Here is a 14,584-nt window from a genome sequence, read left to right as displayed (position 1 = left end):
TATCAACCATCATCATTAATCGTTAAAGAAGCCACCGTTTGCACACCTTTGGGTGTATCAAATGTGACTGTTAATAAACCCGTTGATGCATCATTCGGATCTGTTTCACGGCTAATTGTAAAGCTTTCAGAAGCAGCCGTTGTTCGACTAGTTTCAAGCATGTTAAAACTATCGCGGCCATCATACTTACCATTAGTTGTGGCAATTGAAACAGAAGTTCCTTCAGGGATTGGGTTGTTGTACCTATCAGAGTAATAAGTACTTAAACGCAGACTTTCCAGTGCATTAACACCACCCGTACTTAGATCAACCAAACTTACATCACAAAAATTATCATCACTAGAAAGCTCTATGCGTAGAACAGTCGTAGCATCATCAGCTTTGTCACCATCTTTTTTGTGTTCTGTGTAAATATTCTTGCAATTTTCTATATTTGACTTCAAACCTTCTGCATTGTCAGTTTTAACTTCATCACCTGTTGCAGCTAATTGTGTAGCATATTCACTGTTAAGATCTTCCTTTGATACAACAAAACGACTATAAACTGTGCTACCTGATAATATAATTTGAAATGACTCTCTGATATCAACTAGATCTTTCTCACATAAACTTGCAAACGTTGCATCAGCTGGCGGGTTTGTTGCCTGCTCAGTACACAATAAGCCATTATATTTTCCATCTGCTAAAGTGTGCATTTCATTTAAATCAATATCGAAGCTTTCTTCAAAGTGGCCACCATTTGTATTTACAGGGCTACATGGGTCACCTGTATCACCTTCGCGGCAAAAGTCAGCTTCTTTAGTAATTTGAGCGGTTACGGGATCATAAATTGCGGCTAACCCGTCATACTTGCCATTTTCATTATGATCAACATAGGCCTCAGTTAAATCATAACCACTAAAATACTCATTTGTATCAAAACGTCCGTTACCATTAATATCTATGAACGACTCTTGTCCTTTTGCTGTAGCCAGTACCGTAATACGACCACCTAAAGGTACTCCATCTGTATTTTCCGCCGCATTGTTAATACCATTTATACAAGGTGCGGCAACACCAAAATATGAGTCACAGTTTATCTGGTTAGTCCTAGGATTAGTAGAATCTATGCGATTATTCCACATGCTATCGGTAAATGGTTTTGGATTTTGATTTCGCCACTGCGCATTACACTGGCCATCAATAGTGCGGCACTCTAATTGTGGGTCAAATGCACTGCCGTTTAACGTACCAATTGCTCCGCCTTCAGTGGTTAAATATACAGCAGTACCATCTGGCACAGGGTTATTAAAATGATCGGCTAAATAAACTGATACCTCGTTAATATCACCGATAGAATCAAGCCCTTCAATATTGATAGTTTCAGCGCCTGCGGTAAAGCTATTACCATCAGGCAAACCAGAGCTAATTGACACGAGATCCGATACCGTAATAACTTGTTCATCAAGTGCTAGTAACGATAACTCACCTGCAGGACAAGCAACATTTTCATCGCGCTCTTCGGCTGACTTTTGACATTCAGCATAAACATTTTGCCAACAAGTTACGTTATCATTTTGATTTTCGGGAATTTGATCGTCAGGAACAAAGCATGCTTGCACCCTAACAGCCATTGGAATGTAGCCTGCGATTACTTGCACGCGCGCAAGTCCATCACCGTCTGTAACTACACTTGGGTGTGATAAACTAATTGCACCGTTAGTTGAGCTTAAACGAAAATCTATACGACTACTTTTAACATCTTGACCTATTTTATCTTTAAGCTTAAAAGTAATTTCAGAAATATCATCGCGTGCCTGTCCACCAGTGCCCTTTAATGCGATAACTGACTCTGTGGCATCAATAAATTCTATCGATTCAATAGGTGCTGTTGAAACAGGAATGTTTATTGATTTAACAATTGGTGCACCACCAGTTAATACTGTTGCTGTTACGGTATCGCCTTGAGCCGCACTACAACCATTTGTACGATAAGTCGTCGTCGCTATACCACTAATACTGGTGGCTGTTTGATCCATGACGGATAAACCGGCTTGTACACAACCTGATGTAAATTCAACATCTAAAGGCGAAACAACCGAATTACCTTCTGTATCAAATATTTCAATTGTTATGACTGTCGTAGCACCTGCTGCAAGTGGTAAGTATTCATCCTCAATAGGATTACCACTTGCATCTAATTTATTAAATAAGCCATTACTAATATCAATGTTTAGTTCTGCTGTGGAAATTTCAAATGCTTTTTGGCTCGAAGCCGATTTAGAAGCCGCCGTTATTTCACCCGCCCCGCTATTCGCACCGGGTTGTAATTTTAATAGTGCAAAACCAAAGTTATCTGTTAATGCTTTGCCTGAGTCAGGTAAAAGTCGCCCAAGATCTGTGGAAACTTCACTGATAATCCCAGAAAAACCATCTCCTGAGCTATTATCGGTCACTTTAACAAGCACATCTATCAATTCATCTGATGAGAACTGATTTACAATTTCACAACCAGATGAAGCTAATGATTGTTCTAGGGATGTATTATTCCTATTTGCATCCCAACCATCTGTACAATCTTTTAATAGTTTAATGTCGATATTAGCGAGCGCAGTTTCAACAGAAGCATCATCACCACTTGAAATAAAACCCGCTATTTTAGTAATAGTTTCACCACTTTCTGCTTGGTAACTGGCAATAACTTGGCCTGCGCCTTTTAAGTCACCGCTGCTTAAAGTCACGCTCGCTAAACCATTTTCATTTGTTAACGCCGTACCAAGTTCTGGGATGATTTTGCCAGTAAAATTAGTATTAAAGCTAATTAGTTGCTCGCTCAGTGGCTCACCATCATCTTTTAGTGTTGCAATTACTTGACCTTTATTATCTTTACTTACCGGATTTGTTTCAGTAAATCTTTGATTATTTTGGTCTACAACACTTAGCTCAAGGGTAATACTACCAATAATCCCTGCATTACCCCCTTGCCCACCTGATGATGTAAAAGCAAAGCGTTCGGTAACATTGATGTCACCGTCACCGCCCACAAAGGTCGCAGTTATTTCGCCAGCACCGGCTTGTACTCCTGCTGAAAGCTCAACAGTCGCAATCCCTTCGCTATTAGTAAGAGCAGAATTTACATTTACAGCGCCGATATCATCAGCCAAAGTAAAAGTAATTCTTTGCCCATCAACTGGTTCATCATTTTTTAATAGAGTGACTTTAATATCTATCGGATCAATCTCGGTTACTGCATTACTAGTTTCGTCGCTTTCTTTTACATAACCTTGAGCAGATAGAGTATAAATAGGTTCATCAATAGTACCGTCATCTCCACCATCAAGTGAGCCACCCTCTTTTTCAAGTGAACCACCGCCGCCGCATGCCGCGAGAAAAAAACTAAATAACACAATATTGAGCCAGCGCATTAAAGGCATTGACCTCTCCCTGTAATTTTATTGTTTAATAACATATGTAAACCTTAACCTTATATTAACCTATAACCAATACTAAAATCATATTTTTTGGCGCACCATCGTATTATTTCGATGTTTTTTAACGAGATAAATTAAAAAATTTATCGATTTTTTGTGTATAAAAATCTGCATGCTGTTAGGCTATGACAAATTTATAAAAAATAGATTATTAGTATGTCAAAAATCCGTTCAATGAGTTTAACCACTCGGATCATGATTGGTATGATTCTAGGTGTTGCCGTGGGCTTTTTATTTCAAGCTATCGTAATAGGTGAAGAAAAGTTCATCATTCCTCCCGGGTTATTATCTATACCTATTAAGAGCTTTCTAGTTGATGGCTTATTTCATATCGGTGGGCAAATATTTATTGCCAGTTTGAAAATGCTAGTTGTGCCGTTAGTATTTGTGTCACTTGTTTCTGGTACCTGCAGTTTAAGTGACCCTAAAAAATTAGGGAGTTTAGGTGGGAAATCGATTGGCCTATACCTAATTACAACTGGGGTTGCGATCACCGTAGCGATGACTTTAGCTATACTAATTAGCCCTGGTGATGGCGTTGAGCTTCCAACCAATGCTAGTTTCGACGCAAAAGAAGCGCCGACTTTAGCCCAAGTTATTATTAATATGTTCCCCACTAACCCTATTGATGCAATGGCAAGTGGCAATATGCTACAAGTAATTGTTTTTTCGCTCTTGTTTGGTATTGCAATGGCATTAAGTGGGAAAGCAGGTAATCGAGTAGCAGCCGTTTTTGAAGATCTTAACACGATTATTTTAAAGCTAGTTACACTACTAATGAACGTGGCACCGTATGGTGTTTTTTGTTTAATGGCAAAATTATTCACCACCATACAAGTTGAGTTAATACTAAGCTTAGCAAAATACTTTGCTGTTGTTGTTGCCGCGCTAGCTATTCATGCCTTTGTAAATTACAGCATTTTATTAAAACTATTTACTGGCTTAAACCCTGTTATCTTTTTAAAGAAAATGAAGCACACCTGCTTATTTGGATTTAGTACATCAAGTTCAAGTGCGACAATGCCAATTACACTTGAAACGGCAACCAAAAAGTTAGGTGTAAATAACTCAGTTGCATCATTTACGATTCCTTTAGGTGCAACAATCAATATGGACGGCACCGCAATTATGCAAGGTGTGGCGACGGTCTTCATTGCACAAGTGTATAATGTCGACTTGGCTTTGTCAGATTACCTAATGGTTGTTCTCACTGCGACACTTGCTTCTGTTGGGACTGCGGGTGTACCTGGTGTTGGCTTAATAATGCTGGCCATGGTGCTAAACCAAGTTGGCTTACCTGTTGAAGGGATTTCAATTATCATCGGTGTCGATAGACTACTAGATATGATCCGAACCGCAGTTAACGTGACAGGTGATTGTATGGTTACCTGTGTAGTCGCAAAGTCAGAAGGTCAGCTTGATGAGCAAATCTTTAACGATCCTGACGCGGCAAAAGACTTAGAAGATTATCACAAATCAACTGAGTAATAGTTGCTAAATAATATTAATAAAAAACCCGCGTAAATCGCGGGTTTTTTATAAACTCGTAATTAAAACTGTTTAATTACGGTTGTAAGGATTTAAAACGTGATATTAAATTTACACCAGCGCGGTTTAAACCTGAGCTCATACCAAGTGCAAATTTATCACTCAAGCCCTTTTTAATTTTATAATGAACTTTATATATTTGACGCTCATTACGGCTTGCTAATAATGCGTCATCGCTGGTTTGAATGCTATCAACTAACCCTTTTTCAATAGCTTGTGTAGCAAACCAGTGCTCCCCTGTAGCAACACTATTTATATCTAAAGTCGGTCTTTGGGTACTAACAAAGGTTTTAAATAGATCATGCGTTTGTTCAATTTCATCACGAAATTTTTCACGAGCCTTCTCTGAATTTTCACCGAACAGAGTTAGCGTTCGCTTAAATTCACCTGCTGTTATTTGTTCAAAATCAACATCATTCTTTTTAAGAACTTTATTAAAGTTAGGGATTTGTGCAATTACACCAATCGAGCCTACAATTGCAAACGGGGCAGCAATAATCTTATCTGCAACACAGGCCATCATGTAACCGCCGCTCGCAGCTACTTTATCTATAGCTACCGTTAGATTAATTCCAGCATCTTTTAAACGCTGTAATTGCGATGCAGCCAACCCATACCCATGCACAACACCACCACCACTTTCTAGGCGCACGAGTACTTCGTCTTGCTCTTTATTAGCAATGAGTAAGATAGCGGTTATTTCTTCACGTAAACTATCCACTTCATGTGCATCCATGCTACCGGTAAAATCAATTACATAGAGCTTAGACTTAGGTGTTTTATCATCCTCTTTTTTGGCTAATTGCTTTTGCTGTTTTTGGTGCGTTTTCAACTCTTTTTTAGATAAGGTATTTTCAAGAAAATCATCTTTAAGTGAGGTTAATTGCGCCGATAAGTCGTCTATTTCAATTTCACCTTTCTTTGCTTTTGGTTTAACAGCAGTGCCAACAATAAGCGCAACAATAACTGCAAATGCGGCTACAAAGGTAATAGTTTTGGCAAAAAATAAGCCATAGTCGTAGATAAATTCCAACGGTTTGCTCCTAAATAAATTTGCCACAATTTAACATGCTTTCAAACAAAAAAAAGCCACTTTGCAGTGGCTTTTCGGTTATTGGTGGAAATTATTGTTTAATCAGTCACAATGTCTGCATTAGTAATAACTAACATTTTCCCGCGACTCGCTAAATAAGTCGCTATTTGTAACTGCATTTCAGTATTTGCTGCGGCGCTTCCTTCAATGGTTGAGCTTTTACCTTCATCTTGTGCCGGCGTTAATATTGAACCATGATGGCCCGTAGTAAATTTCACTAAATAGTTCATACCATCAACTGTTGGACCTTGAGATTCACTTACTGTTGTTGTTCCCATTAAGTTTGCCAATGGCAGCGTACCAGAGATTGGATTATTCATGGTTGCAGGTGGGATGACTTGATCAGCTTTGTTATTTTCACCATCCCCTACTACTGCACTCATGTAAACAGGTGTGCCTAGTGCATTAACCGTGCTTGCATAGTTAGTGGGATCGCCGCCATCAAGTGCAGTTTGTGCTGCAAAAGCAAACTGCGTCATTACACTTTGGATATTGGTAAGTTTTTGCGTTTCGCCCGCCATTGTTAGTGAGGCTGTGAACTCATTATAAGCACATGTAACATACGCTTGCTGATTTTCACTAAACTGGCCACAATTAGATACTGCACCACCACTTAAGTAGGCATTAAACTCATCAGACTCAGACGTTTCTGCAGCTGATAATACTGAGCCCTGTACAAATGGGCCAAACGTAGCTGACTCAAGCAAGAAACTTGCAATACCGCCACCACCATTAGCAAGCGCTGCTGTATTAACATTAAACAGTGCATCTATTTGTGGATCAAGCCCAGTATTAGTGGTTGCTAAAAATGCAGGAGCAACAATAGCGCCTAGTGAATGACCAACATATGTTACATCTTGCGTATTTAAGCTGGTATCATTAGTAAAATTTAAGCCAAAGCGTAATCCTAATAAGTCAGCTGCTGATTGGCGTAAATTATCACGCGCAACCAATAATGATTGCAAGTTCATATACGCAAGTACCGAACCAGTAGAAGCATTAAAGTCATCCTCCCCATCTGCATCAACATCTATGCCGCGCTCGCCATGAACGGGGTGATCAATAGCAACGGTGGCAAAACCTTGAATAGACAAGCTTGCTGTTAAGGCCAGCATATCTTCTTTTTTAGAGGTTATACCGTGCTGTAAAATAACCACCGGCCAACCCGTATCTGGCATCGCTATTTCAGCTAATCCAAGCTCTGTGCGTACACCATTAATAACCGGTAAAATTGGTTTAGTAAGCTGCACTGGAATATTAGCGACACTTTGTGTTTTTGGGATTCTATTATATTTAGTTAAATGCTTTGTGCTATCTAGGCCTAAATCACGTTGTTGACCGTCACTAAGAGCTGCGCAGGTAGCATCATTAGCACTTATTGGGTCTTCTGGGAAAGCATCTCCCGCTTGTGCTTTATAACCAAGTACAGCAACTGCGCTATCACACATGCCTTGCCAGTATAGATCAGCTAAATCTGAAATTTCTTTCCCCGCGGGTGTTGATAAGTACATTGGTAGCATAATGCTACCTTTTTCGTACTGTACGCCTGCAAATGCTGCTGTACTTGGTGCATCAGGCAAACCAAGAACCTCTCTTACCGTCAGCATTGGTTGCTCAGGCACTTGTACTGTCGGGGTAGGAATGCTGTCTTCAGTTAAGCTTGCCGCCAATAATTTTTTAATCGTATCGAGTGTAGTTCCTGCAGACTGAATAGTCATTGCCCCGGAAAAGATAATATCGTCTTTAGTGATATCACCTAAACTTGTCACTACATTTTCATAACTGTTTACAACAGCCTGTAATGATTTTTGTTCATCAGTAATAAGCGGTATTTCTGCGCTTACTGAACCATAAGTAGCAGAAGGTTCAATAGAACGTCCTTGAGAATCCATTAAGCTTGTAGTTAACACATTAATATATGAACTACCGGCTTTAAATGGTTTGAGCGGAATTACCGCTACAGCATCGCCGCTAGCTTTAGTTATAAAATCAATACCAAAGGTAAGTTCACTTAAACCTTTACAAGCGATACCTGCAGGTACACTTGAGCAGTCAGCATCAGTTAAACTTGCGCCCATTACCACTTCAAAAATGCGCACGGCACCGGGTGTACCTGCGGACGTTTCATCAAGCGTTATATTCGGCGGGAAAACTAAATCGATAGCATAAGGAGCTTGTGAGGACCAGCCATCAAGAGCACCTAATGCAAACTGTGGATCTGCATATTCTGCACGAGTAATAGACTCACCAGTTTCTTCGTCAAGCTCATCTGGAATATTCAGTGTGCCATCTTTAGTACCTTGCATCAGTAGATCATTAGGGACAGATAATATCCCTTGTGCCGGGTCAAACTTAACCGTTGCAGCCGGTACTACTGGAGTAGAATCTTCTTTGACATCTTCTAAGGTTTCACCGCCGCCGCAACCAGTAAGGCCTGCTGTAACTGCAAGTGAGAGTAGCATTTTTTTCATATTAATTGCTCCGCGCAGAATCTTCTTTTTATTGTGTGTTGATGACGAATTAAGATTAAAAATAGCATAATCTATTAATTTCACGGCTCAAAAACCAGTTAATTTTATGTAACCAGAATATTAATGAGACATTAGACCAGTTAAATTTAACGTAAAGTTTTCATTTTCGCCACCTTATTTCGCAATAAATTCGATAACTTGACGTTTTGCTATGTTAAAATCCAAAAAATTGTTTAAATTGGTATTTTTATGAACACTTATCAAGCAACAAAAAATGCACTTAACGATAAAGTTATTTTGATCACCGGAGCCGGTGATGGAATTGGTCGCGTTGCGGCGCTAACCTATGCAGAACATGGCGCTACGGTTATTTTATTGGGAAGAACTACGAGTAAACTAGAAGCAGTTTATGACGAAATCATTGCATTAGGCGGCCCAAAGCCCGCCATTGTCCCCATGGATTTAAAAGGCGCGACAAAACAAAATTACCGTGATTTAGGCGCAACTATAGAACAGCAATTTGGTAAGCTTGACGGCTTATTAAATAATGCAGGTATATTAGGTTCACTCGGCCCACTTGAACACTTTTGCGCCTCGACCTTTGATAACATCATGAAAGTGAATGTTACTGCACAAGCAATGATCACCAAATATTTATTCCCAGCACTACGTAAATCGCCTAATGCGTCAATTATTTTTACTTCATCTGGTGTGGGCCGTAAAGGCCGTGAATTTTGGGGCGCTTATGCAATATCAAAATTTGCCGTAGAGGGCATGATGCAAACGTGGGCATGTGAAGTGGGTAAAACCAATATTCGTGTTAACTGTATTAATCCAGGCGCAACGCGTACCTCAATGCGTGCAAGTGCATACCCAGGTGAAGATAGAGATAAACTAGCCACACCTGAAGATTTAATGGCTACCTATTTATACCTAATGAGTGATGACTCCGTTGATGTAAATGGTCAATCTCTCGACGCACAAACAAAGTAACTTTTTTGTCTATAAAAATGCAAAAAAGCCGCTAACGTTAATGTGAAGTGACCCCATAAAGTTGGACTCATTTCTAAGCGGCAGCCAAGGCCTGATTTCGATATTGTATCGGACTCAGGCCTTTTAGTTTCAGCTTAATACGCTCATTGTTATAATAGTGGATATATTCTTTGATGTTTTCAATGAGTTCATTCGCGTCCTTGAACGTTTCGTTGTGATACATCTCGCTTTTCAGTATGGCAAAGAAATTTTCAGCAACAGCGTTATCTAAACAGTTTCCTTTTCTAGACATACTTTGTTTTAACCCTTTTTCTTTAAGGTGCTTTTGATATTGCTTGTTTTGATATTGCCATCCTTGGTCTGAGTGTACTATCGGCTTCTCGTTCGGCTTCAACTTAGCCGTTGCGGTTTTAAGCATGTCAGTTACCAAGGGAAGCGCAACGGATTTTCTTACTTCGTAACTGATTATCTCTTGGTTGAATAAGTCAATCATAGGCGATAGATATACCTTCTCATTATCCACTTTAAACTCCGTCACATCCGTTACCCATTTTTGATTAGGCTTCTGCGCAGTAAACTCGCGGTTAAGCGTATTTTCTGCGATTTTACCCACTTCACCTTTGTAAGATTTATAGCGCTTAGGCCTTACTTTTGACTTAAGGCCTAACTCATTCATTAGACGTTGAACGCGCTTATGATTAACGAGTACCCCCATTTTTCTTAGGGCACTCGTAATTCTGCGATAGCCATATCGCCCTTTATGCGTGTGATAGATATCACGTATTTTTACGAGTAAATCACTGTTGGCGCAGGGCTGCTCACATGTAGTTCGATGATAATAGTAGACACTCTTCGCCAACCCCGTGGCCTTTAATAGATGTCGTAAGCTATGTTTTGCCTTGAACTCTTCGACGACTATCGTCTTGTCTTTGCTTTTTTCTTTCTGGCTTGAGCCAAGGCTTCTAACTTTTTTAGCACATCATTCTCTGCTCGTAAGTATGCTAACTCTTCTCGTAACTCCTCCTCAGTCATTTGCTCTACTGGTTTTGATGAAGAAGAATTATTTGTCATGGTTGGCCTACCTTTTTTCTGTGGTTGGAGACGGGATATACCATCGCGAGCATAAAGCTTTTGCCATTGAAAAAGAATACCTGGGGACGATAAATCGAAGAACGCACTGGTATAGCTGAGTGACCAACTGTTAGCTGCCATCGATTTTAACACTTCTATCTTAAATGCTTGAGAATAAGGTTTGTGAACAGACCTGAAGCTTTCAGCGCCATGAATTCGATAAACAGCGGTCCAATATCGGACCTGCCTTTGTGTAACATTAAATCTATTACCTATCGCCAGAGAGCTTTCAGATAAAGCGAACTCAGCTACTTTGAGCTTAAAAGCTCGATGATGTTTGGACATAAAAAGACCCCCAGTAATTGGACTGTCCAACTATTGGGGGTCACTTCAATGTTGCGGCTTTTTTATATTTATATGTTATGAGAGGTGATATTAACGACGCTTAGTTTGTTTCACACGGGTATTGTGCTTTTTAACCGCTTTACGTATCTGATTTATTTTAGCTCGCTTATCTTTACGCTTCTCTGGCATCACCGATAACTTAGTTTGTGTTTCACGACCTAATTTAACTGTTTTACGTAAGTAGTTAACAGTTTCTAAATCAAGTTCCACCCACCCACCTTGTGGCAGGCGTTTATCAAGTTCAAGCTTACCGTAACGAATACGTATTAAACGTGATACTTCTACTTCTTGTGATTGCCATAAACGACGTACCTCACGATTACGCCCTTCAGTCAACGTTACATTATACCAACGGTTAATCCCTTCACCGCCCATTGGTTTAACACTTAAAAATTTGGCAGGGCCATCTTCAAGCTCAACACCTTTGGTTAAATTTTTTATTGTTTCGTTTGTTACTTCTCCAAACACCCGAGCAGAGTATTCGCGCTCAACTTCATAACTTGGATGCATCAAGCGGTTCGCCATCTCTCCGTCATTAGTAAATAACATCAAGCCAGCAGTATTAACATCTAAGCGCCCTACAGCGATCCAACGTTCACCGTCAATACGCGGAAGGCGATCAAACACGGTTCTACGCCCTTCTGGATCTTTACGTGTTGACAACTCCCCTTCAGGTTTGTTGTACATTATCACGCGACAAATACGATCCGCTTTTTCTTCAATTTTTACGATATGACCATCGATGCGAATTTTGTCAGTTTCTTCAACCCGGTCACCTAATTTAGCCACTTTACCATTGACACTAACACGGTTTGCATCAATTTGTTTTTCCATTTCACGTCTTGAACCTACGCCTGCGCGGGCTAAGACTTTTTGTAACTTTTCACCTTGTATACTCATGTTGATAGTTCTCTCACAGAAGGATCACTCAATAGCTGATCTATTTTACTTTGTTGCTGTTCAGGCAGCGCCGGTAAATTATCAAGGGCAGCTAACGAAAAATAATCTAAAAATTGTTTAGTGGTTACATACAAGGCAGGTCGCCCTGGCACTTCTTTATGTCCTACTACTTTTATCCACTCACGCTCAAGCAAGGTTTTAATAATACCTGAGCCCACTGCGACTCCTCGTACTTGCTCAATCTCGCCGCGAGTGATTGGCTGTCGATAGGCAATTAACGACAAGGTTTCTAACAAGGCCCGAGAATATTTAGGGGCTCGTTCTTGCCATAAATTATTAAGCCAAGGTGCCAAACTTGCACACGCTTGAAAGCGATAACCACTGCCTACTTCAACTAAACGAATACCACGAGTCATATAATGTGTTTGGATTTGTTCAATCGCTTGATTTAATCTCACCATAGACACGTTTAAATCAGTTAATACAATGTCTTTCAAGTGGCGTTTAGATAGGGGCTTACCCGCCACAAAAATCGCAGCTTCAATGATTTCAATAAGTTGTTCATCACTTACACGCTTTGTCGCCATGTCATTTAACCGCACATTGAAAAAAACTATAATTAACGAGTCATTATGACAGATCAAGATGAAGGTTGGAAAATTTATTATATGTAAAAACTAAAAATACCAGCAGTAGCACTGCTGGTATTAAGTATATATGAGCTTTGATTAATAATTAACCTGAATCTCGTTTAAGAAATTGAACTAAATGCCTGTTCCGAGATCCGATCTTTCGACCAAGAACGATTGGATAGACAAGGAACAGGCATGATTAAATTAGTTGAATTGTTTTGCGATGTCGATGATTTTTGCAAAGTATTTATACCTCAATGGGAACAACAATTACTCGAAGATGGTACCCAAAAACGTCAGCGAGCAGGACGTATGACGACCAGTGAAATTATGACTATTGTCATCAGTTTCCATATGTCGCATCACCGTGATTTTAAAAATTACTATCTTGGTTATGTTTCACTTATGTACAAAAGTGAATTTCCTAACTTGCTCAGTTATACCCGATTTTTAGCCGTTATGCCGAGGGTACTTGTGCCGATGTGCGCCTATTTCACTTCGCTTAAAGGAAAGCCTACAGGTGTTGAATTCATTGATTCTACATGTATTAAGGTATGCCATAACATTCGTATTCCCAGGCACAAAACCTTTGATGGAATAGCCCAGCGAGGCAAAGGAACAATGGGTTGGTTTTATGGCTTCAAGTTGCATTTAATTGTTAATCATCACGGTGAAATTGTTGCTGCAAAGGTGACAACAGGTAATGTGCATGATACACAGCCAGTGCGTGAATTAGCGAGCTGTCTGACGGATAAATTATATGGTGACAAAGGGTATTTAAGTAAAGCTTTAGAAGCCGATTTACTCGATAAAGGGGTAAAGCTCATTACGACGGCTCGCAAAAACATGAAGGCAAAAGCGATGTCACTATGGGATAGAGCGATGCTTTCAAAGCGCTTTATAATTGAAACAATTAATGACCAACTCAAGAATATATCCTTCATTGAACATTCGAGGCATCGGAGTATGAACGGCTTTATGTTAAATTTAGTCGCTGGATTGGTGGCTTATTGCTTGAAAGAAAATAAACCACACCTTAATTTAACTGATGTAGAGCGCAATGCATTAGTTATCGCTTAAGCAGATCTCAGGTTAATTAGCTCTTTTTAATCATTTCAAGAGCCTCATCTTCAGCGACATCTTTACCGTGAGTTTGAATATAGTTAACAAATTCATCGCGGCTGATACGCTTATCTTTATTGTTATCTATATAACCAAAGTGCTTTGAGATATCGTCATCATTGGCTTCTTTTACAGAAATATAACCGTTATTATCGTTATCTAACGATTTAAAACTATTTTCAATCGGTTCAAATTTAGCTATTCCAGCTTTAAAGGCGGAATCTGTTACATCACTCCCATCAGCCACTTTACCTGTATTTAATTGCATGTAGGCATTAAACTCGGTTTGGCTTATTTGCTCATCCATATTGGTATCAATATTTGAAAAGTGTTGCCAAATGCTATCGTCATCAGCTTCTACTTTTGAAATATAGCCATCACTATCATTATCTAGACTGCCAAAATCACTGTCGATATTATCGATAGACGGATTTGCAGAACATGCTGATAGGCTTAAAGCAGCTAAAATTGTTGATGCTAAAGTTAACTTGTTCATAAGACGTTTCCTTGTAGTATATTAGTTTCAACGTTTAATATACAAATAAAATGCCAAAAACATAAGCTTTTGAATTTAAAGTTCATTTAAACTTAAAACACCTCAGGATGCCTCTTTTATTGCACGCCTTGCAGGGCTGTTCGTAAATTTTTCAAGCGATCTATCCGATTTCAGCTAAATGGCTCTATTGTGTACCACTGAACAAACTCAGTTATCTTTTCGTCATTACACTCAAGTAAACTCAAGCCACAAGTTTGACCTTTCACCGCCGCGCTGCACTCAGAGCTTGGGTTCATGACGCAGTAATTATCAAAAGTGCTAATATTTTAGTTTTCATGAAAGTCCAAGGTAAGTACATTATTTACCGAATGGCTCGAGCTATA

At 39.5% G+C, this 14,584-nt stretch carries 11 protein-coding genes; 3 read left to right on the top strand and 8 right to left on the bottom strand.

The window, feature by feature from the left end; all coding sequences use genetic code 11:
* Window positions 1-2: 2 nt before the first annotated feature.
* Window positions 3-3,413 carry a hypothetical protein gene (locus tag ACT3S9_RS06290; RefSeq protein WP_441995117.1) on the bottom strand — a complete coding sequence of 1,137 codons (3,411 nt, stop codon included), beginning with the start codon at window positions 3,411-3,413 and terminating at the stop codon, window positions 3-5.
* A gap of 213 nt (window positions 3,414-3,626) precedes the next feature.
* Here ACT3S9_RS06290 and ACT3S9_RS06285 point away from each other — a divergent pair, with 213 nt between their 5' ends.
* Entirely contained in the window at window positions 3,627-4,958 is a 1,332-nt protein-coding gene (locus ACT3S9_RS06285) for a dicarboxylate/amino acid:cation symporter (RefSeq protein WP_441995116.1), read from the top strand.
* Between the two features lie 76 nt (window positions 4,959-5,034).
* On the opposite strand, the gene sohB is transcribed toward ACT3S9_RS06285, so the two are convergent.
* Together sohB and ACT3S9_RS06275 are read right to left on the bottom strand one after the other, a co-directional pair.
* Entirely contained in the window at window positions 5,035-6,051 is a 1,017-nt protein-coding gene (gene sohB, locus ACT3S9_RS06280) for a protease SohB (RefSeq protein ID WP_441995114.1), read from the bottom strand.
* 98 nt (window positions 6,052-6,149) lie between these two features.
* Window positions 6,150-8,582, bottom strand: coding sequence for a VolA/Pla-1 family phospholipase (locus ACT3S9_RS06275; protein ID WP_444750830.1), 2,433 nt, complete (start codon window positions 8,580-8,582; stop codon window positions 6,150-6,152).
* Between the two features lie 249 nt (window positions 8,583-8,831).
* Here ACT3S9_RS06275 and ACT3S9_RS06270 point away from each other — a divergent pair, with 249 nt between their 5' ends.
* Complete coding sequence (locus ACT3S9_RS06270; RefSeq protein ID WP_444750829.1) at window positions 8,832-9,575, top strand: YciK family oxidoreductase; 744 nt, start codon at window positions 8,832-8,834, stop codon at window positions 9,573-9,575.
* A gap of 73 nt (window positions 9,576-9,648) precedes the next feature.
* On the opposite strand, the gene ACT3S9_RS06265 is transcribed toward ACT3S9_RS06270, so the two are convergent.
* From ACT3S9_RS06265 to scpB, 4 genes are all read right to left on the bottom strand, one after another.
* A complete protein-coding gene (locus ACT3S9_RS06265) occupies window positions 9,649-10,494 on the bottom strand; it encodes an IS3 family transposase (protein WP_444511517.1) in 846 nt (281 codons plus the stop codon).
* Window positions 10,491-10,991 (bottom strand): transposase, encoded by a 501-nt coding sequence (locus ACT3S9_RS06260; RefSeq protein WP_444750828.1) that lies wholly within the window; start codon window positions 10,989-10,991, stop codon window positions 10,491-10,493. Before ACT3S9_RS06260 ends, ACT3S9_RS06265 begins: the two co-directional genes overlap by 4 nt.
* Window positions 10,992-11,081: 90 nt before the next feature.
* Entirely contained in the window at window positions 11,082-11,951 is an 870-nt protein-coding gene (rluB, locus tag ACT3S9_RS06255) for a 23S rRNA pseudouridine(2605) synthase RluB (protein ID WP_444750827.1), read from the bottom strand.
* The gene (gene scpB, locus ACT3S9_RS06250) at window positions 11,948-12,538 is read right to left on the bottom strand and encodes an SMC-Scp complex subunit ScpB (RefSeq protein ID WP_444750826.1); all 591 of its coding nucleotides are present in this window, start codon (window positions 12,536-12,538) and stop codon (window positions 11,948-11,950) included. Before scpB ends, rluB begins: the two co-directional genes overlap by 4 nt.
* Window positions 12,539-12,778: 240 nt before the next feature.
* Here scpB and ACT3S9_RS06245 point away from each other — a divergent pair, with 240 nt between their 5' ends.
* A complete protein-coding gene (locus ACT3S9_RS06245) occupies window positions 12,779-13,663 on the top strand; it encodes an IS982 family transposase (protein WP_444750803.1) in 885 nt (294 codons plus the stop codon).
* 16 nt (window positions 13,664-13,679) lie between these two features.
* On the opposite strand, the gene ACT3S9_RS06240 is transcribed toward ACT3S9_RS06245, so the two are convergent.
* Window positions 13,680-14,201, bottom strand: a complete 522-nt coding sequence (locus tag ACT3S9_RS06240; RefSeq protein WP_444750825.1) for an EF-hand domain-containing protein — start codon at window positions 14,199-14,201, stop codon at window positions 13,680-13,682.
* Window positions 14,202-14,584: the final 383 nt, after the last annotated feature.

Origin of the sequence: Pseudoalteromonas sp. AOP31-A2-14, assembly GCF_052378035.1 — a bacterium.
Classification (GTDB): domain Bacteria; phylum Pseudomonadota; class Gammaproteobacteria; order Enterobacterales; family Alteromonadaceae; genus Pseudoalteromonas.
Note: the sequence above shows the minus strand (reverse complement) of the source record. Positions and strands in the feature narration are given on the sequence as shown.

What these genes read in the sequence shown, in the direction of transcription:
- ACT3S9_RS06290 (WP_441995117.1), bottom strand. Translation starts at nt 3,413, where the DNA reads ATGCCTTTAATGCGCTGGCTCAATATTGTGTTATTTAGTTTTTTTCTC.
- ACT3S9_RS06285 (WP_441995116.1), top strand. Translation starts at nt 3,627, where the DNA reads ATGTCAAAAATCCGTTCAATGAGTTTAACCACTCGGATCATGATTGGT.
- ACT3S9_RS06275 (WP_444750830.1), bottom strand. Translation starts at nt 8,582, where the DNA reads ATGAAAAAAATGCTACTCTCACTTGCAGTTACAGCAGGCCTTACTGGT.
- ACT3S9_RS06270 (WP_444750829.1), top strand. Translation starts at nt 8,832, where the DNA reads ATGAACACTTATCAAGCAACAAAAAATGCACTTAACGATAAAGTTATT.
- ACT3S9_RS06260 (WP_444750828.1), bottom strand. Translation starts at nt 10,991, where the DNA reads ATGTCCAAACATCATCGAGCTTTTAAGCTCAAAGTAGCTGAGTTCGCT.
- rluB (WP_444750827.1), bottom strand. Translation starts at nt 11,951, where the DNA reads ATGAGTATACAAGGTGAAAAGTTACAAAAAGTCTTAGCCCGCGCAGGC.
- scpB (WP_444750826.1), bottom strand. Translation starts at nt 12,538, where the DNA reads ATGGCGACAAAGCGTGTAAGTGATGAACAACTTATTGAAATCATTGAA.
- ACT3S9_RS06245 (WP_444750803.1), top strand. Translation starts at nt 12,779, where the DNA reads ATGATTAAATTAGTTGAATTGTTTTGCGATGTCGATGATTTTTGCAAA.
- ACT3S9_RS06240 (WP_444750825.1), bottom strand. Translation starts at nt 14,201, where the DNA reads ATGAACAAGTTAACTTTAGCATCAACAATTTTAGCTGCTTTAAGCCTA.